At 63.9% G+C, this 18,617-nt stretch carries 13 protein-coding genes; 10 read left to right on the top strand and 3 right to left on the bottom strand.

All coding sequences use genetic code 11. The annotated features are described in order from the left end of the window. The 7 genes from tssM (X730_RS155620) to X730_RS155635 are packed head-to-tail and all read left to right on the top strand — an operon-like array spanning position 1 to position 8,013. Positions 1–3,540 carry a type VI secretion system membrane subunit TssM gene (gene tssM / locus X730_RS155620; protein WP_023825970.1) on the top strand — a complete coding sequence of 1,180 codons (3,540 nt, stop codon included), beginning with the start codon at positions 1–3 and terminating at the stop codon, positions 3,538–3,540. After that, positions 3,537–4,061 carry a type VI secretion system-associated protein TagF gene (gene tagF / locus X730_RS1000000165225; protein ID WP_050588081.1) on the top strand — a complete coding sequence of 175 codons (525 nt, stop codon included), beginning with the start codon at positions 3,537–3,539 and terminating at the stop codon, positions 4,059–4,061. The genes tssM (X730_RS155620) and tagF overlap by 4 nt, the downstream gene beginning before the upstream one ends. Before the next feature lie 5 nt (positions 4,062–4,066). Next, a complete protein-coding gene (locus X730_RS1000000165220; RefSeq protein ID WP_023682619.1) occupies positions 4,067–4,933 on the top strand; it encodes a DUF4150 domain-containing protein in 867 nt (288 codons plus the stop codon). Between the two features lie 3 nt (positions 4,934–4,936). Continuing rightward, on the top strand, positions 4,937–5,386 hold the full coding sequence (locus X730_RS155625) for a hypothetical protein (RefSeq protein WP_023682620.1): 450 nt from the start codon (positions 4,937–4,939) through the stop codon (positions 5,384–5,386). 18 nt (positions 5,387–5,404) lie between these two features. Further along, entirely contained in the window at positions 5,405–5,884 is a 480-nt protein-coding gene (locus X730_RS155630; protein WP_023682621.1) for a hypothetical protein, read from the top strand. Between the two features lie 3 nt (positions 5,885–5,887). After that, positions 5,888–6,979 (top strand): DUF2169 domain-containing protein, encoded by a 1,092-nt coding sequence (locus X730_RS0133430; protein WP_023682622.1) that lies wholly within the window; start codon positions 5,888–5,890, stop codon positions 6,977–6,979. After that, positions 6,967–8,013, top strand: a complete 1,047-nt coding sequence (locus tag X730_RS155635) for a hypothetical protein (protein WP_023682623.1) — start codon at positions 6,967–6,969, stop codon at positions 8,011–8,013. The genes X730_RS0133430 and X730_RS155635 overlap by 13 nt, the downstream gene beginning before the upstream one ends. Positions 8,014–8,046: 33 nt before the next feature. Here X730_RS155635 and X730_RS155640 read toward each other — a convergent pair whose 3' ends face one another. From X730_RS155640 to tssI, 3 genes are read right to left on the bottom strand one after another with little or no spacing between them, the layout of a single operon-like run. Then, positions 8,047–9,210, bottom strand: coding sequence for a hypothetical protein (locus tag X730_RS155640; protein ID WP_023825968.1), 1,164 nt, complete (start codon positions 9,208–9,210; stop codon positions 8,047–8,049). Positions 9,211–9,220: 10 nt separating this feature from the next. Further along, on the bottom strand, positions 9,221–9,646 hold the full coding sequence (locus tag X730_RS155645; protein ID WP_023682625.1) for a DUF6484 domain-containing protein: 426 nt from the start codon (positions 9,644–9,646) through the stop codon (positions 9,221–9,223). A 7-nt stretch (positions 9,647–9,653) separates the two neighbouring features. Then, a complete protein-coding gene (gene tssI / locus X730_RS155650) occupies positions 9,654–11,987 on the bottom strand; it encodes a type VI secretion system tip protein TssI/VgrG (protein ID WP_023699764.1) in 2,334 nt (777 codons plus the stop codon). A gap of 271 nt (positions 11,988–12,258) precedes the next feature. On the opposite strand from tssI, the gene tagH reads away from it, so the two are divergent. The 3 genes from tagH to tssM (X730_RS155665) all read left to right on the top strand — a co-directional run bounded on the left by tagH (position 12,259) and on the right by tssM (X730_RS155665) (position 18,573). After that, entirely contained in the window at positions 12,259–13,278 is a 1,020-nt protein-coding gene (tagH, locus tag X730_RS155655; protein WP_023687017.1) for a type VI secretion system-associated FHA domain protein TagH, read from the top strand. 250 nt (positions 13,279–13,528) lie between these two features. Next, entirely contained in the window at positions 13,529–15,055 is a 1,527-nt protein-coding gene (gene tssL / locus X730_RS155660) for a type VI secretion system protein TssL, long form (RefSeq protein ID WP_023825967.1), read from the top strand. Next, complete coding sequence (gene tssM / locus X730_RS155665) at positions 15,052–18,573, top strand: type VI secretion system membrane subunit TssM (protein ID WP_023825966.1); 3,522 nt, start codon at positions 15,052–15,054, stop codon at positions 18,571–18,573. The genes tssL and tssM (X730_RS155665) overlap by 4 nt, the downstream gene beginning before the upstream one ends. Positions 18,574–18,617: the final 44 nt, after the last annotated feature.

The raw sequence follows: 18,617 nt of genomic DNA, 5'->3' as shown, positions 1-18,617 counted from the left end.
ATGTTCATCCTGCGCTTCCTCTGGGCGGTCCTGACTTCGCGTTTCCTGTGGACGCTGATCGGCCTGGCGCTGCTGTCGCTGATCATCTGGGTGTTCGGCCCGATCGTACGGGTCGGCGACTATGTGCCGATGGCGTCGGAGACGGTGCGCATCGTCATCATCGCGCTTTTGGTGATCTTCTGGCTGATCTGGCTGATCGTCGCGCAGCGCCGCGCGATCCGCGCCAACCGCATGTTCGTCGCCGAGATTTCCGCCCCGGTCGAGGAAAAGCGGCTCAGCCCCGGCGAGGAAAACGTCGCCGCGGTTGGCGCCAAGTTCCAGGACGTCATGGTCGAGCTGAAGCGCCGCAAGCTCGGGGGCCGCAAATTCCTGCGCGAGATGCCGTGGTATGTGATCGTCGGCCCGCCGGCGACCGGCAAGACGACGGCCTTGCGCCAGTCCGGCCTCAACTTTCCGATCGACCTCACCGACGATCTGCAGGGCATCGGCGGTACGCGCAACTGCGACTGGTTCTTCTCCGAAAACGCAGTGATGATCGACACCGCCGGCCGCTATGTCCAGCAGGAGAGCCAGCCCGATGTCGACGCCGTGGAATGGCTGGGCTTCCTCGACCTGTTGAAGAAGCACCGTGGCCGCCGGGCGCTGAACGGCGTCATCGTTGCGCTTGGGATCGACGCGCTGTCCGAGGGCGACGAAGCCGTCAAGGCGCATGGCCGCAAGATCCGCAGGCGCCTGGCCGAACTCGAGGAGCGGCTGGAGATCCGCCTGCCGGTCTACCTCATGCTGACCAAGGCCGATCTGATCAGAGGCTTCGAGGCCTTCTTCGGTGGCCTGTCGACGCAGGCGCGCGAACAGGTGTGGGGGACGACCTTCCCGCTCGATGCGCGCGTCGACGCCAAGACGATCGCGGGCGAAATCACGACGCTGTCGAGGGAGCTGGAAAAGCGACTGGTGCCGCGGCTGGAAGACGAAGACAAGCTGGCCGAACGGGCCGAGATCTTCCGCTTTCCCGCACAGCTGCAAAGCCTGTCCGAGCCGATCCAGGTGCTGGTCGAGGCGATGTTCGGCGAGAGCCGCTACGAGGAGGCAGCCTGGCTGCGCGGCCTCTATCTGACCTCGGCGACCCAGGAAGGCGCGCCGATCGATCGGCTGACCGCAGCGCTGGCCTCCTCCTTCGGGCTGCCGGCACGACGCACGATGCCGGCGCAGCGCTTCGAGAAGCGCAGCTTCTTCCTCAAAAACCTTTTGACCGAGGTGATCTTCAAGGAGGCCGGGCTCGGCACTTTCGATCCGCTGGCGCAGCGCCGCCGCAGCTGGATCTGGCGCGGTGCCGCCGCTGCCTGCGCGGCTGCGGCCATACTCGCCGGCGGCCTGTTCACCTGGTCCTACTACGACAACCGCAACGCCATCGCCGCGCAAGCCGGCCAGTTCGAAGCACTGCAGGCGCCGCTGACGTCGACCGCCGCGACGCCCGCCTCGGTGCTGCAGCCGGCTATGGACGTTGCGCTGACCGCCATGGACGAAGTCGTCAATGCCAGGACTGCGCCTCCGAACAAGGCGCAGGACCTGCTCGGGCCATCGGCTTCGGCCGAGATGATGCGGGCGCAGACCGACACCTATGACCACGCTCTGCGCAACGTGTTGGAGCCGCGCATGGTGGCGTTGCTGGAAGCGACCATGTGGCGGCAGATCCGCGATCCGGACTTCATGCTGGGCGCACTCAAGACCTACCGCATGATGACCGGCCTGTCTCAGATGGACTCCGACTTCGTCGAGAATTGGTGGGTGAACGACCTGCCCGAATTCGCGCCGGCCGCGCCCTTCCCGACCGCCTATGCCGAAGAACACCAGTTGGCCGCGATCCGGCGCATGGCGGTCGACGACAGCTACATCGCGCCCGACCAGGCGCTGGTCGCCGAAGCGCTGAAAACGGTCTGCACGATCTCGCTGCCGGCGCGGGCCTACAAGCAATTGCTGGCCGATCCGGCGGTGGCCGGATTGAAGGAATGGATCCCCGCCAATTTCGCCGGGCCGAACGGCGCCAAGGTGTTTTCGCGACGCTCCGACAAGACGCTGCGCGTCGGCATATCAGGCGCCTTCACCTATGACGGCTTCCACGATGCGATCCTCGACCGGGTCGAGGATGTGGCCGCCCAGGCGGCACTCGACCGCGCCGTGTTTGCCGGCGGCTGCTCGGAAAATTCCGAGACGTCGGTGTCGGCGCTGTCGGAAGATATCCTGAAGCTCTACTATGACGACTATATCGCGCAGTGGGACAGTTTTTTGCGCGACATGCGGCTGGCGCCGCTCAGCGACCTCAACATTGCCAGCGAGAATCTGAAAGACCTTTCCAGTGCCGATTCCGCGTTGAAGCGGCTGTTGACGGCGGTGGTCCAGGAGGTCGACCTCACCCGCTCGGACGACGCGCCGGCCGGTGACGACAAGGCGGCGGCGAAGGGCGGCTCGAAACTGCTGGGCAAGCTCGGCAAACTGGGCAAGATCGTCAAGACCGGCGCCAAGCTGTTGCCGCGCGCAGGATCGGCCAGCGAAGTCGACCTGACCGGCACGTTGGTGGCCGAACACTTCAAGCCGCTCAAGAGCACGATTGCCGAGGTCGACGGCCAGCCGCCGGCGCTCGATGCCGCGGTCGTCGCGCTGACGGCGCTGTCCAACGTGCTGCAGACGGTGACCGCCAATCCCGACCCGCAGGACGCGATCAAGAAACAGGGCGGGCTTGCCGAACTGACCGGCGCCGTCGCCCGCCAGGCGCAAATCCTGCCCGACCCGGTCAACACCTGGCTGAGCGGCATTGCCGGCGACACCAGCGGGTTGACGCAGAAGGCCGTGGCCTCCGAGCTCAACGCCATCTGGCGCGCCGACATCCTGCCCTTCTGCCAGGCCGCGCTCAACGACCGCTATCCGTTCAGCCCGGACAGTGCCGTCGACGTCAACGTGCGCGACTTCGCCCGCCTGTTCGGACCGGCAGGGATGATCGACGGCTTCATCAACGACCATCTGATCGGCTATGTCGACACCTCGGCGCAGCCTTGGAAATGGCGTGCCGATTTCGGCCTCGACCCATCGGCGCTCGCCGCCTTCGAGCAGGCGCGGCGCATCCGCGACGATCTCTTTCCCGGCGGTCAGGGCCCGGTGATGGCCTTCACGCTCGAGCCGACCGACCTGTCGCCCAACGTGACCCGCGTCACGCTCAACCTCGATGGCCAGAACCTGGTCTATTTCAACAATGCGACGCGACCGCAACCGATGACCTGGCCCGGCAAGGACGGCACCGGCGTCATCTCGCTCGCCTTCCAGCCGATCGACGGCTCGCCCGAAATCATGCTCAACGAGACGGGAAGCTGGGCGTGGCTGAGGATGCTGCGCGGCGGCCGCTTCACCGGGACGTCGCTGTCCGATGTCTACAGCCTGCGGCTGGGGACGAAAGGCATGTACGCCGATTTCAAGCTCAAGGCGGCAAGTGTCGAGAACCCCTACAACCTCCAGATGTTCAAGAAATTCTCATGTCCTCCGCAGATATGATCCTGCCCGGCTTCTACGGCAAGATTCCGGCGACCGGAGATTTCGTTGCCGTAAACCTGCCGCGGACCTTCATCGACCGCTGGGACCGCTGGATGTCGATGGAGTTGCGCGAGAGGCCAGACGAGGGGGAATTGGATTCGCGTGTTTGGCGCTTCATCGTCAAGAGCGGCATTTTCGGCGACCGGCCCTGTGCCGGCGCATGGCGCATGAGCGAGGACCGCGTGGGACGCCGCTATCCGTTCGCGATCATCGGGATTGGGGCTACACCGGCACCTGACGATGCATGGTTCGACGGCGTTGCGTCAATCGTTGATGAAGCGGTCGAATTGCAGAGGACGCAGTCCTGGATAGCCGAAGGCTTGGCCAACCTTGCCGCGCCCAGCAACAGCCATGGCGATCCGAACCGGATTGGCTTCTGGCTCGACGACTGGTCGGTGCATGAGTTCGCGTTCTCGGATATTCACGACCTGGCGGCCAACGCCCTGCCGAAAATGCGCGCCCCGCGCCCTGAGACGGAATAGCTCTGATGGGCAGCACAGTCTTTGCTGAAGGCATGGGCTTCTTCCACAAAGGAAGCGGCGGCAAGGGCGTGGCGCCGGGAGATGTGTGCTTGAGCCCGCCTTCCCCGCCGGCAGGCCCGGTTCCGGTTCCATACGTCAACATGCTGTCTTCCAGCGATCTCACCAAAGGCAGTAAGAGCGTCAAGATCGAAGGCAATCCGACCGCGCTCGAAAGCTCGTCGGAGGTTGCGACCAGCACCGGCAACGAGCCGGCCACCCAAGGCCTCGGCGCGGGGGTCATAACGCACAAGATCAAGGGCAAGGGAGTGTTCAAGCTCTGGTCGTTCGTCGTCAAGGTGGAGGGTAAGGGTGTCTGCCGCCATGGCGACACCATGGAGCAGAACACGGCAAGTCCACTCCCGAACACCATCGATACCGCCGCCTTGGTCAACTTCCGCAATGCTCTTCTGGTGAAAGAGAAGAAGAAATGCACGACCGATTATTGCTACGACGATCATTACACCCAGCCAACAGGCCCGCAGAAAGCCAAGGTTCAGAACCGGCCATGCTGGGAATGCAAACGTAACCTTGACAGGTTGAAGAAACGCACGACCGGCAAGAACAAGACCGCGATCAAGCGACTGGAGGCCAAGGTCAACCGGCAAATTTCGGGGAAGGAAGCCCCGCTGATCGCCGATCACCAGCCGACGCAGAAGGCAGCGTGGTACGCGGGTGGATGCAATATAGAGATCGTCCCACAAGGCTTCAAGGATGCGATGAAAGCGCTTTACGTCAGGCCGCATTGCTCCAGCCACAGCAACAGCCAGCCGGGCCGGCAGTCGAAGGTGGACAACAAGGCGATTAGGAAGTTCATGAACGCTCGGGGGATCTAGGCTATGAGTGCAACGGGTTTTGCCGATCTCGACGCTGACTATACGGCGATAATCGATGCGTGGACCGCAGAGCTCCACGCCGTCATGCCGGCGATCGAGGAATGGTGGGGCGCACTGCAGCAGCGCCTGAACGCCTCCGGTGAGAACATAGCCAATCTGCATTGGCCCGCCGGGCTGGTGGCCCATCCACGGATTCTGGCGATCTACCGCAAGCACTACTTCAAGGTTCATGGCCTGAACCTTGAACGGTACGCCCGACAGACCGATGATGACGACGAGGACGATGAATCGAACTGGGGTGAGGATGGCGACGAAGCGGACGCCAGCGGTCCCGTGCCGCCCAATCTGCTGCTGGTCGAAATGATGTCCGAATACGACACGGAACTATTCAAGTACTTCAAGTACTTCGTCTATGTCCCGATCGGCGAGGATCCATCTCTCGAAATGTGCTGAGGCTAGAAGAAGATGGCAATGCGGATTGATCATAGTGTCGAACTCGGCCTGAACCGGCTTCTCAACGCACCCCAGGACGTTGTCGGTCCCGATCATGGAATTCGCCTTTCGCGCCGCGAGGCCTCTGCTGCCTATAGGTCCCTGTTCAAGGCCTACCTCGCTGACTTGCAGGAGACGTTCGAGGTGGCTTCCGAGATCTGGGAAGCTGGCCTCGACGAACTGGTCGATGGCGGCCTGACCGTCAATCAAGCGATCACGGCCCAGCTGGATGATGCAGCGGCCGGCCCGGCGAATCATCCGGCGGTGGTGTGGCTCGTGCGGGAATACTGGCTGCGATGCGTTGCGGTGGGGGAAACGCTGCCCGCGGCCGACCGCCTCGCGCCTGAGGTGTTCCTGCTGCAATGGGTCGTCGATGAAGGCAACAAGGAATATGTAGAACTGCTGACGGCCATGCCCTATTGGCCGATCGGGCTTGATGAAAACGGCCGGTGGTGCTGAACGATGGCCTTCGATGTCTGGCTGGAAAACAGGACACCCTTCGCCGCCGCGACGCACGTCCAATTGAATGCTGACGGCCAAGAAACTCTGATTGTCATGCTATCGGCAAGTTTCACGGCGACGGATGAAGGAAAGGAATTCCAGCCAGCGGCCGAACAGGTGCCGGTGATCTTTGGCGATGAGCCTTTTGGCGATCCGGCCCTTTCATCGACCCGCTACGAAGCGGACATCGCGCCCGTCAAGCCTGGCGCCGAGGTGATCGTGAATGGCGTCGCGCACGCGCCGGATGGAAGGCCGGTACGCGAGATGCAGGTTGGCCTGCGTGTTGGTAACTCGATCCGCAAGGTATTGCAGGTCGTCGGGGACCGGATCTACGACTCCGGCGGCTACAGCGCACCGGCGCCTTTCCGGACCATGCCGATCGTCTATGAACGCACCTATGGCGGCACTTTGGAAGACTTGCGCACGGACCAGCGCAACCCAGTCGGCGTGGGGTACCATAACGCCCGGTCTGCAGATCCTGCGGTCAGAACCGAGGCGCCCAACGTCATGTATCCGGGCGAAGCGCAAGCCCGACCTGGGGAATCCCTGAGGCCGGCGGGATTCGGGACGATTGGCCGGGGCTGGCAACCGCGCCTGGCTTTCGCCGGAACCTATGACAAGGCTTGGCTCGAATCCCAATGGCCGCTCGCTCCCAAAGACTTCGACACGCGGCATTATATGTGCGCCCCAGCCGATCAGCAGATGGCCGGCATCGGCAACGGCGAGGATATCACGGTGATCGGCATGACGGCTTCGGGCAGATGGGATTTCCGCCTGCCGCGCATCACGGCCCCGCTTCGGCTCATTTATGACGATCGTGTAGAAGAAAACGCGTTCAAGCCTGACACCGTGCTCATCGAGCCTGACTTGAAGCGCGTGACCCTTAAGGCTCGTTTGGCAGTGGTAATCCGGCGCAACGTGCCGGCGCTGCGGGAAATCGCCTTCGGCCACATTTCTCCTGTTTGGATCAATGCGCGCCGCAAGCGAAAACTCTATCTCAATCTTCTCGGCGGCGACGGGGCCCTGCGCGATCGCTCGGCGTGGCAGCCGTGAAGCGGCCGCTCTACATCTCGGTTGGTGGCGCCGTCACGCCTGCTGGATTGAACGCGCGCCAGACCATCTCAGCCATTCGCGCCAACCTGTCAGCATTTCAGGAGGTGCCTCTTTCAGAGCCGTTTCCCACCACACAGATCGTGGCACGCATTCCAGCCAAGGCGGGCCTGCGACGCAATGACGGGGTATGGCTCGCCAGCATGGGCGCCCGCGCTCTCAAGGAGGCGATGCTCGACAACAAGGCAACGCCGGACCAGACCGCTGTTCTGCTCGCGCTGCCGGAGAGTTTCCGCGACCATCCGGCGTATGAAGAGGTCGAGCGGGGGCGCCTTTTGAATGCCATTTTCGAGCGATGCGGCCTGCGCTTCAATGCCGGCTCGCGCGTATTTGACGGCGGTGCCGCAGCCAGCGCCGGACTGCTCGACTATGCCGGCGACATGCTAGAATCCGGGACCGTCGCGCAGGTGCTGCTGGGTGGTGTGGACAGCCTCGTCAACGGGACCGACATTGCGCGCTTGATGCGAGCCAATCGTCTGAAATCCGAAAACAATGCTCAAGGGGCAGTCCCTGGCGAGGGCGCTGTCTTCGTGCGCCTGACGCGAGCGCCGGGGAGCGGGCCGGCCGCAATGATTTGCGGGGCGGGCCTGGCTCAAGAGATCGACAGCGTTCTTTCCGAACGCCAGAGTCAAGGCCGTGCGATGGTGGCTTCGCTGCTTGCTGCCTTCAGCGGGTCCGGACCCAAGGAACCCGATATCGAGTTCCTTGTCAGCAATGGAAACGGGGAACGGTACAGCGGACTCGAACAACTGGTCGGTCGCTCGCGCTTCTACCGCACGCACCGCGAGATATTCCCGACAGCCTACCCTGCGATGACGGTCGGCGACATTGGAGCCGCTAGTGCGGCACTTGTTCTGATGCTGGCGGCCGACAGTTTTATAAGCGGTTACGCGCCGGGCCGCGTCGCAGCCTGCGAGCTTGCATCCGAGGGTGGCAACCGGTCGGCGATCGCGCTTACCGACCTCCGCCAACGCTGAACGGAGGGACAAGCCTTCCCTCGGCGAAAGCGATCACATCCACGCCGGGAACTTGCGTGTCCTGCGCCAGTCTGCCAGCGGCGCCTCGGGCGTGGCGATTGCCGCGCGCAACGCATCCACCCTGAGCCTGCGCATCGAACGGAACAGACGATGGTTGCGCCCGCCGCGCCCTTCGTCCCACCATGCTTCGACGCGATCGGCGGCCGGCAGCGAGCTGTCGTCGAGTTGGGCAAAGCCCTCGCCAAGAACAGCTGGATCGGCAACGAAAAGGTCGGTGTCGCCGAAGTCCACCTCGAACAGATCGCGAAGTGCTGCACCCGCTGCGGATGCCAGTTCCGGCTCGCGCATCTTCTCGATCAGCCACGGCACCACCGCTTGGTCGCCGAGCAGCCCGATCGATGCCGTGGCCGCGATGCGCAAGACAGGCTGTCCGAGACGTGATTGCAGCCAGGCCTTGCCGGCCTTCGGCGGCGTCGTCAGCAGGCGCAACTCGATCGCCGCCTGCGCATGGTCCGTCTCCGTCAGCACGATCTTGTCGATCACCGAGTGCGCGGACCGAGCCTCGCCAAGCAGGCAAGCAGCGAAGGCGGCCGCAAGACGTTCTTTCGTTGTCTCGCCGTCAAGCCCAGCCAGGACTTCCGGAAGCAGGTCGCGCCGCCTGAGCACGCCGGCGAGCCGGACGGCGCGCCAACGCACGTTCGCATTGGAATGGCTGGCCAGATCATGCAGGCGCTGTCCCGGATCGACGCGATGATGCCAGAGCGCAGATAGCCCAAGACAGCGCAGCCGCGCGTCGCGCGTGTCCAGCCACTGCGCCACGAACGGGCGCAGGTTTTCGCCCGGCGTGCGCGCGATCGCGGCAGACAGGCTCGATATGCCGGCGTCACCTAGGCTTGCGCCCGCGTCGATTGCAGAGGTCACCAATTTGGCATCGCTCCAACGCATTGCCAGAGTGCCAAGCACGAAAATCTCGCCCGGTTCGGCGTAGTCGGCGAAGCGCGCTTGAGCAGCTTCCCAACCGGCGTTGCCGGCTGCCATGAGCCCTTCGAGATTGGCTTCGAGACGCTGGTCGATGCGGCCGATATCGGTCTCGTCGAGGATTGGACCGTCGATCTCCAGACGACGTCGAAGCCACAGGAACGCCGCGTCCTCGGCGTGTTGGTCCACGATCGCCGCAATGGTCGCGATGCTGTGCATCGGCAATGCCTCAGTTAAGATGCACGGCCCCGCCGCGGATGCGGTTGGTGCCACTGGCCTGGCTGGTCAACTGGGTGCCACGAATGGTCACGCGTCCATTCTTCTCCAGAATGATCGATGCCAGGCCGCAGCGCAGTTCAATGCGCTCATCGCCGTTAATGACGACACGTTCGCCGTCGCGGACGACTTCGAGGCTCCTGCCGCGGGGCGCAGGATCGACGATGCGCCCGACCACCAGCGGCCGCGCCGGGTCGCCGCCCTCGAAGAGCAAAGCCAGTTCGGATCCGACGGCCGAAACGTCCAGCTCCGTCAGGCTGCGCGCCGCTATCGCGGTCTCGCGCGGATTGCCGACGAAGACAACCAGCGGCGCCCCGCCTTGGAAGCCGATCAGCAGGCCGATCACGACGCCGTCGATACGCTCCAGCACTTCCATGATGATGCCCTCAATTGTTGTTGATCGTGCTGCCCTTGACGATCACCTCGCCGTCGGCCTTGACGGTGATCTTGCCGCTGCCCTTGAGGGTAATATCCTTCCCATCAGCGACAATGGTGCCATCCTTTTTCATCGTGATCGAGGCCGAACCGCATTTGAGCGTGATCGAGTCGGCCGCCTCGATCATCAGATTCTTGCCGACCTTGATCACACTGTCTTCGGCTATCTGGATTCCGCTGCCTTTGCCGACCTTGAGCGCGTGCCCGCCGCCGACATCGGTTGCGTCGTCCGCAGCGATTTTTGCCGACCTGCCCTTGCCGATCTGCGACGACTGTGCCCCGCCGATGGTGAAACTCTGATCGGCGCCAACATTGACGCTTTGCGCCGCCGCGATGTTCCAGCTATCAGCCGCGCCGATATCGTGGCTCTGCGCAGCACCTACGGTGACCGACCGCGTCGCACCGATCGTGTTCGTCTGCGGACCGCCCACAGTTCGGGTCTCGGATGCTCCGACCGAATCGACCCGGGCCGCGCCAACGGTCACTGTCTGGACGATTGCAACCGTCTGGGTGTGGTTGGCACCTATGGTCTCCGTGGAGTTCGAGCCGATGTTGATCGTCTCATCGACCCCCACCGTCAGTGAGCGGTTCTTGCCCACCGTCTCGGTGTCGTTCGACCCAATATTGGTGGTCTGGTCGACGCCGACCTTGACCGTCTTGTTGTTGCCGACGTCCTCGTCGAGGTTGTGACCGACGGAGTGCTTGGCGTCGTGGTCTATGCGGTCGGACTGGTCGTGCTGGACCAGCTTCTGGCGATCATTCTTGATCAGAAGGTGATGGTCCTTCTGCGCCTGGAAATTGACCAGTTCGGAGCCGGCCTTGTCCTCGAACATCAGCTCGTTGTAGCCGCCACCGCCCTTCGACGAGTTGGATTTCCAGCCCGACTGCGTGGCGTTGCCGGGCAGCCCGTAGGGCGGCATCTGCGAGGCGTTGTAGACCCGGCCGGTGATGATCGGCAGATCCGGATTGCCTTCGATGAAATCGACGATCACTTCCTGGCCGATGCGGGGAATCTGGATGAAGCCCCAGCCGCTGCCGGCCCAGGTCTGCGACACGCGCACGAAGCAGGAGCTCTTCTGGTCCTTCTTGCCCAGGCGGTCCCAGTGGAACTGCACCTTCACCCTGGCATATTTGTCGGTGAAGATTTCCTCGCCGGACGGACCGACGACCGTCGCCGTCTGTGGCCCGCGCATGATCGGCCGCGTCGTGATGCGCGGTGGCCGATAGGCGACTGAAGTCGGCGCCACGCCGAGCACGACCTTGAAATTCTCGCCATCGGTGTCGACGCCGGCGCGGTAGCCCGGATCGAACAGCCGGTATTCGGCGCTGACGACCAGATACTCCTTGTTCTGGTCTTTGCGCGGAAAGCCGTCGAGCTTGAAGGTGCAGCCGGAGAACAGGCCGCGCACGGTGCCGACGGCGGCAATGCGCATATGCGCCGCCTGGATTTCTTCGCGCCTGATCGCCGCCAGGCTGTCGCCGCGGCCGACTTCCAGATGCGCGCCGGGGTGGCGATAGTTCTCGCCGGCAGCCTGCTTGTGGCCGAAGGGCTGTGCCGACTTCGCCATCAAATCGGCGGCGGGCTTCTCGAAATCATAGTCGGTGTGGGCATAGGCGCCGGGGCGCACCGCGCTGCCTGGAATCCAGTCGGTGATGTACTCGACGTCGCGGCGCGAGCCCTGCCCTTCGAACTGATAGAGCACCGTCTCATAGCCCGGCGCTGGCTTCAGCTTGCTCATGGCGTCGGCCAGGATCAGTGTGTGCTCACCCTCGGCATGCTCGAAGAAGTACATTATGCCTTCATGCTCGAGCAGCCGCTGCACGAAATCGAGGTCGCTCTCGTCGTACTGCACGCAATATTCGCGCGGCGGATAGGAGCCCTGCAAGCGCTTCTCGAACTTGGCGATGCCGCCATATTTGGAGAAAATCTCCTCCACGATCTCGACGGCAGTCTTGTCCTGGAAGATGCGGCAGTCGGTGGTATTGCCGAGGAACCACAGCCACGGCCTGACGACCGCCTCATAGTGAGCCAGCCGATCTTCGATGCGGGTAAGGCGAAACTCGGCGATGAGGCCGCTGAACCAGCGCTTGGGGTCGGCCTCCCCTTCGATCGAAACGGTGCCGCCCAGCATCTTCAGCGGGTCGACATCGGCATTGGTCGAGACAAATCCAACGGTGTAGGCAAGGCAGCGGCTGATCTCGTCGCGGCCGACGAGATGCGTAAAGGTCAACAGCTCGGCGCCGACCGGCGTCTGCACAAGCGCGGCGCGTTGTTCACTCGGCATGGGTCGTGCCCCTCCTGAGCGCTAGTGTGGCAGGTTCGAAGCCCTTCTTGTGTTAACGACCTCACGTTCAGGGATATTTCGCAACTTGCCACCCAAGCCATGTTGAGCCTACCACATGTTCTATGGCAGACCAAAGAGGACAAGCGGCAGGCCGTTGCTGTTTGCGCCGCTTTCGCCAGTGTGAAACGCCGCTCTCCCGCTGTGCCCGCAAGCTGCTAGACTGTGGCACATCGGATCAATGGAAACGGCAGCGGTCGACGGTCCATAGCGCATGTTCATCAGTCTGCAGATCAGCAATGTCGATGTCCTGCCTGCCGGGCTGCCGCCCGGATACGCATCGCGCGACCGCGGCTTCGAGATTGGGCGGGAGAACTGTGCCTGGACCTTGCCCGATCCGGACAAGTTCATCTCCGGCCGGCATTGCGAAATCCGCTACGAAGGCGGCGCTTTTTTTCTCCACGACGTCTCGCGCAACGGCACATTCGTCAACGGGTCGAGCCAGCGCCTGACCGACCCGCACCGGTTGGCGCAAGGTGACCGGCTCCGGATCGGCCGCTATATCGTCTCGGTATCGATCGATGACGGGAACCCAGCCTTCGGTGGCCATGGTTCGACGCAACGGCAGATGCCCGTTGGATCCTTTCCAGACCATGCCGCATCGCCACGGTCACCGACCGCGCCGCCCGCTTCGCTCTCCAGCCGGCCGCAGCAAGCCGACGAGATCCTGCGCGCGATTGCCGCCGGCGCCGGCATTCCGCCAGAGGTGCTTTTGCTGCGCCAGCCGCAGGAGGTGGCCGGCGAGATCGGCGCGGTGCTGCGCATCGTCGTCGACGAACTGGTGCTGCTGTTGAAGGCGCGCGCCGCCGCGAAAGTCCTGGCCAAGACCAGCGACCGCACCATGATCAATTCCGCCGACAACAATCCGCTGAAGTTCGTGCCCGGGACAGACGAAATCCTCGACATCATGTTCGCGCGGCGCAGGGCCGGCTATCTCGATGCCCGGCATAGCATCGAAGACGCTTTCCACGACCTCAAAACGCATGAATTCGCCACCTTCGCCGCCATGCAGGCAGCGCTGTCGCGGTTGCTTGACGATCTGTCGCCCGAGGCGATTGCGAAAAAACTGCCGCCATCCTCCTTTGCCTCGAAGAAGACGCGCGCCTGGGACGCACTGGTCGCGACCTGGCGGGCCAAGGAGGAAGCGCACGAGAACGGCATGCTGGACATATTCCTCACCTATTTCAGCGAAGCCTATGCCAAGGCCGCCAAGCAGAAGACTGGCAAGGGCTAAGCCCGCGCACCGCTGAAGACACCGTGAAGGCGACCCGAGCACGGGCCGGCCACCAAAATTGCGCCGGGTTTCCATCGCAACCTTCTGAGACTACGATCACATACGACGATTGAGCACGCGGGTACGGTTGGTCGACCTCGGGGGTCTGCGGCACATGTCATGTCACGGCGAGATAGCGTCCTGCGGTCCGCGTTCGCGCGGACATGGCGCTGTGCGTCGCGGCGCGCGGGCGTAGAGGCAGGGATCGGCGATGAGCTCGAAGGATGATCCTTTCGATCCGACCGGCAAAACCGTCATCCGCCCCAGCCGCCCCAATCCCGGCCGCAAGCAAAAGACGGTTCTCGCCCGCGATGCGCCGGCCCCCGGCAGTACGGTGATCGCCCCTGCCAGCGTCTCGGAACCCACGGTTTTCGATCCCAACGCCGGCCGCCAGCCGCCGTCCGACGTCACGGGGACGGTGATCTATCAGGGAACGCCCTTCGCCAACGCGCCGGCCGATCCGCCCGTTCACGGCTCAGCCGGGACGGCGGGGAAAACGCCATGGGATGCGCTGCTCGGCGCCAGCGATGCCGTCGATTATGGCGCGGCCAACCCGATCGTCGCTGCCGCGGCGCCCTTGCTGATACTGCTTGGGCATCTGCGGCTGATGGCTGTCGAAAGACCGGCCGAGCCGCTGGCGCAGCATGTCGCCGGCTTGATCGAGGATTTCGACCGCAAGATCGCCAGGACCGATACCTCGGAAGAGGATGCGCGCATCGCCAGCTATGTGCTTTGCGAAACCGCCGACGATATCGTCGCCAATCTGCCCGGTTCCAGCCGGGATGCGTGGGCGCAGCACGCCATGCTGCAGCGCTTCTTCCAGGTCAAACCCACCGGCGCCGGTTTTTTCCAGGCGCTGAACACGGTGCTGGCGACGCCGGAACCTCATCGCAATCTCATCGAGCTGATGCATGTCTGCCTGTCGCTTGGCTTCGAAGGCCAGTATCGCGGCCAGCCGCGCGAGAGCCTCGAACGGGTCCGCCGCGACGCCTACGAGACATCAGCCTATTTCCGCGTCCTCGGTGACGACGACATCTCGCCGCGCTGGCAAGGCTTGTCGGTCACATCGGCGCAAGGCTCCAGGCGGGTTCCGCTCTGGGCCATAGCCGCTGCAACCGCGGCAGTTTTGACCGCAGCCTTTTTCACGCTGCGCGTGCTCATCACCAATGATGGCGAGGCTGTTGCCGGCGAGTTGCTGGCGCTCAATCCGGCGACGCCGGTCACCATCGAGCGCACCGGTTTCGTGCCGCTGACCGAGGAGGTGAAAGTCGTCGCAGCGCCAACGACGATTGCGCAGGTCGATCGCATCCGCACTGCCTTGGCCAAGGAGATCGAAGGCGGCGGCGTCAGCGTCGGCACTAAGGGTGATTTCATCATCGTGGAAATCAGCAACGCCCTGCTGTTCCAGTCGGGACGAGCCGAGGTCAAGCCGGAGTTCGAGCCGGTGGCCGCCAGCATCGCGGCGGCTCTCGACGCGGAGCGCGGGCCGATCCGGATCGTCGGCCACACCGACAACGTCAAACCGAAGAAGACCAGCGCCTTCAAATCGAATTTCGACCTCTCCGTCGCACGTGCCCAGTCGGTGGAAAAGATGATCGCAGCGCATTTCAGCGATCCGTCGCGGACAAAGGTCGAGGGCAAGGGCGAGGACGAGCCCATCGCCGACAATGCAACGCCGGACGGCCGCGCCAAAAACCGCCGTGTCGATGTAATGATCCCGCGGGAGGAGATGCTGTGACCGGCTGGCTGCTGCGCATCTTCAGCGCGCTCGCGCTCGCCGGCTTTGCCGCCGCGGTCTGGTACGCCGGCCCGTTAATCCGCTTTGCCGGCGCCCGGCCGTTGGATCCCATCTGGCTGCGGGCAGCGATCATCGGCATCGTCGTCGGAACGGTGGCGATCATCTATGCAATCCGGTTCTGGCGCAGGCGCAAGGCGCAGAAGGCGCTGGAGGCCGCCATGGCCAGCGCCGAGGATGACGGCAGCGATGCAAAGGTGCTGGAAGCTCGCATGAACGAAGCAGTCGCGACGCTCAGGCAGTCGAGCGGCAAGCGCAACTTCCTCTACGACGTCCCCTGGTACATCGTCATCGGCCCGCCGGGCGCCGGCAAGACCACCGCGCTGGTCAATTCCGGCCTGAACTTTCCGCTTGCCGGGTCGGGCCAGGCGCAGCCGGTGGCGGGTGTCGGCGGTACGCGCAATTGCGACTGGTGGTTCACCGACGAGGCGGTGCTGATCGACACGGCCGGGCGCTACACGACGCAGGATTCCCATGCATGGACCGACAGCAAAAGCTGGCTGGCGTTCCTGTCGCTGCTCAAGCGGCACCGGACGCGTCAGCCGATCAATGGCGTCATCCTGGCGATCAGCCTTGCCGATCTGATGGCGGACGGAGAGCAGGCGGCCCGTGTCGCCGAGATCCGCAGCCGCCTGCAGGAAATCCACGAGGTCCTGAAGGTCCGCTTTCCCGTCTACGTGCTGTTCACCAAGGCCGACCTGGTCTCCGGATTCATGGAATATTTCGGCGGTTTCGACGAAGCACGCCGGCGCAAGGTGTGGGGCGCGACCTTCCAGACCGCCGAGCGCGGCCTGAACATGGTCGCAGAAGCGCCAGCCGAATTCGACGCGCTGGTGAAGCGCCTGACCGAAGAGATGAGCGAGCGGCTGCAGGCGGAGACCGATCCGGTCGCGCGCATCGCCATTTTCGGCTTCGCCGCGCAGCTCGGTGCGCTGAAAGGCCGGATCGTGAATTTCCTCGAGGGCGTTTTCGAGCCGACGCGCAAGCAGCTGAACGCCCCCCTGCGCGGCCTGTATTTTTCTTCCGGCACGCAGGAAGGCACGCCGATCGACCAGTTGCTGGGCAGCATAGGCCGCAGTTTCGGCAGGAATGCCCAGGCGCATCTTTCCGGCACCGGCAAAAGCTTCTTCCTGCACGATCTGTTGAGCCGCGTCATTTTCGCCGAGTCCGGCTGGGTGTCCTATGACAGGGCGGCCGACAGGCGCGTTGCGATCGCCCGCTACGCCGGCCTGACAGCGATCGCGGCCATAGCGATCGCCGCGCTTGGCGTTCTCGGCCTGAGCTTTACGACCAACAAATCGCTGGTCGCCGCGACCGGCCAGGCGGCAGGCCAATACCGCGCGACAGCCGCGCCGCTGCTGGCCAGCACGACGGTGTTGGATGCCGACCTCGAAACCGTCATCGGCGCGCTCGATGCGCTGCGCGGCCTGCCGGCCGGCTACGATACGAGAGACCAGCCCACCCCGGCCACGGCGACGTTCGGCCTCAGCCAGCGTGAGCGTATCCTTTCGGCCTCCGAGACCGCCTACCGGCAGGGGCTGGAGCGGATGTTCCGCTCGCGCCTGCTGTTCCAGCTCGAACGCACGATCGAGGCCAGGATGGCCGATCCGATGGCGCTGTACGAGCCGTTGAAGATTTACCTGATGCTGGGCGGCAAGGCGCCGAAAGTGGATGACGAGCTGGTCGTCACCTGGCTGAAGCGGGACTGGGAACAGAACCGCTATCCCGGCGCCCACAATCGCGACGGCCGCGCGCAACTGGAGAAGCATTTGCGCGCCATGCTGGCCCTCGACGATGACCAGGATCCCTCGTTCGAACTCAACCGCGCGCTGGTCGAATCCGCCCAGCGCTCGCTCGGCCGCATGAGCCTTGCCGATCGCGCCACCGCGCTCATCCAGTCGGCCACCTATGCGGCGGCGCTGGACGATTTTTCGGTGTCATCGCAAGCCGGCGCGGAGGCGCCGATGCTGTTCGAGCGCAATGACGGAAACGATCTCGCCGGCCTTCGCGTCCCCGGTCTCTACACCCATGCCGGCTTCGACTTCTATCTGGCGCAACTTGCCAGGAGCGCGCAGGCGCTGGTCGACGATCAATGGGTGATCGGCTCGAGCGGCGAGCAAGGCGGCTTCGACCAGGAATTGCTCAAGCTCGGCTCGGAACTTCTCGACCGCTATGGCAAGAGTTTTGCGGCGGCGTGGAACGAGGTGCTCGACAGGTTGAAGTTCAAGGCAATGGCCGCCGACAAACCGCAATATCTGGCGCTGTCCGCAGCGGGATCACCGAGTTCGCCGCTGATGCAGCTGTTCGAGGCGATCGCGCGCGAAACAGCTTTGACTCAAGAGCGCAATCCGGCTGCGCCGTCTCAAGACAGCGACCAGGAAATCGCCGCGCGCGCCAAGGGCCTCGCCCGCATCGGCATCGAGATTGCGGCGCGCAAATCGCAGAGCAGGGCCGGGACCGCCTTTGTCAGCACCCAGAACCAGGATCCCGGCGCCAACATCGAAGCCCAGTTCCGGTCTTTCCAGGCTTTGGTGGCCGGGGCGCCGGGGCAGCGGCCGCTCGACGCCCTGACCCAGAATTTCCGCGAAATCTATCAGAGCGTGCGGCTGGCCGCCGATGTCCCCGCCCAGACGGACCAGGCCAACGCCAATCTGCAGCTGCAGATATCGACTCTACGCGCCAACGCCTCGCGGCTGCCGAAGGCGCTGGCCAGGATGGTGAGCGCGGCGGCGGACGATTTCGAGGGCACCGTCGCCGAAACATCGACCACGCATCTCAACGAGATGCTGGAGGAGACCGTCGGCCGTCCGTGCGAAGAGATGATTGCCGGGCGCTTTCCATTCGCCCCCGCCGGTACCGACGATGTCGCCATGGCGGATTTTGCCAGATTGTTTTCTCCAGGCGGGGTTCTCGACCGGTTCTTCGCGCAGAACCTGGCGTCGCTGGTCGACATGAGCGGCCAGGACTGGGACTGGAAGCAGGACACCAGGTTCGGCCGCAATCTGGCGAAATCGACGCTGAAGAACTTTCAGCTCGCGGCACAAATCCGCGCGGCTTTCTTTCCGCTCGGCGGGCCGGTGCCGTCGATCAACATCACCTTCACGCCGCTGTCGCTGCATGGCGATGCCGACATGGCGCTGCTCAATATCGACGGCCAGGTGCTGCAGGCCACCCAGGCCGGCAACACGCCGGGACTGATTCCGTGGCCGGGCAAGACCGGTTCGGCCAGTCTCAGCCTGACGCCGGAGCTGCCCGGCCGCGAGTCCGCAATCAAGTTCGACGGTCCCTGGGCTTTGAAACGATTGCTGGACAAGGGGCAGGTCACCGCCAATGGCGATAGTTTCGAAGCGCATTTCGTCATCGGCGGACGGGATGTCGCCTACACGATCAAGACCGGGGAGGACGGCAACCCATTCACGCTGCCGGCGCTTTCCGCGTTCAGCTGTCCGAAGGCTTTCTGATGGGGAATTGCATGGCAGGACCAGCGATTGCAGGACGCAGAGAC

The sequence above is a fragment of the Mesorhizobium sp. L103C131B0 genome (assembly GCF_000502275.1).
Taxonomy (GTDB): Bacteria; Pseudomonadota; Alphaproteobacteria; order Rhizobiales; family Rhizobiaceae; genus Mesorhizobium.
Note: the sequence above shows the minus strand (reverse complement) of the source record. Positions and strands in the feature narration are given on the sequence as shown.

Bases quoted from the DNA above. Each gene is read 5' to 3' on its own strand.
- X730_RS155625 (WP_023682620.1), top strand. From the start codon at position 4,937: ATGAGTGCAACGGGTTTTGCCGATCTCGACGCTGACTATACGGCGATA.
- X730_RS0133430 (WP_023682622.1), top strand. From the start codon at position 5,888: ATGGCCTTCGATGTCTGGCTGGAAAACAGGACACCCTTCGCCGCCGCG.
- tssL (WP_023825967.1), top strand. From the start codon at position 13,529: ATGAGCTCGAAGGATGATCCTTTCGATCCGACCGGCAAAACCGTCATC.
- X730_RS1000000165220 (WP_023682619.1), top strand. From the start codon at position 4,067: ATGGGCAGCACAGTCTTTGCTGAAGGCATGGGCTTCTTCCACAAAGGA.
- tssI (WP_023699764.1), bottom strand. From the start codon at position 11,987: ATGCCGAGTGAACAACGCGCCGCGCTTGTGCAGACGCCGGTCGGCGCC.
- tssM (WP_023825970.1), top strand. From the start codon at position 1: ATGTTCATCCTGCGCTTCCTCTGGGCGGTCCTGACTTCGCGTTTCCTG.
- tagF (WP_050588081.1), top strand. From the start codon at position 3,537: ATGATCCTGCCCGGCTTCTACGGCAAGATTCCGGCGACCGGAGATTTC.
- tagH (WP_023687017.1), top strand. From the start codon at position 12,259: ATGTTCATCAGTCTGCAGATCAGCAATGTCGATGTCCTGCCTGCCGGG.
- X730_RS155630 (WP_023682621.1), top strand. From the start codon at position 5,405: ATGCGGATTGATCATAGTGTCGAACTCGGCCTGAACCGGCTTCTCAAC.
- X730_RS155640 (WP_023825968.1), bottom strand. From the start codon at position 9,210: ATGCACAGCATCGCGACCATTGCGGCGATCGTGGACCAACACGCCGAG.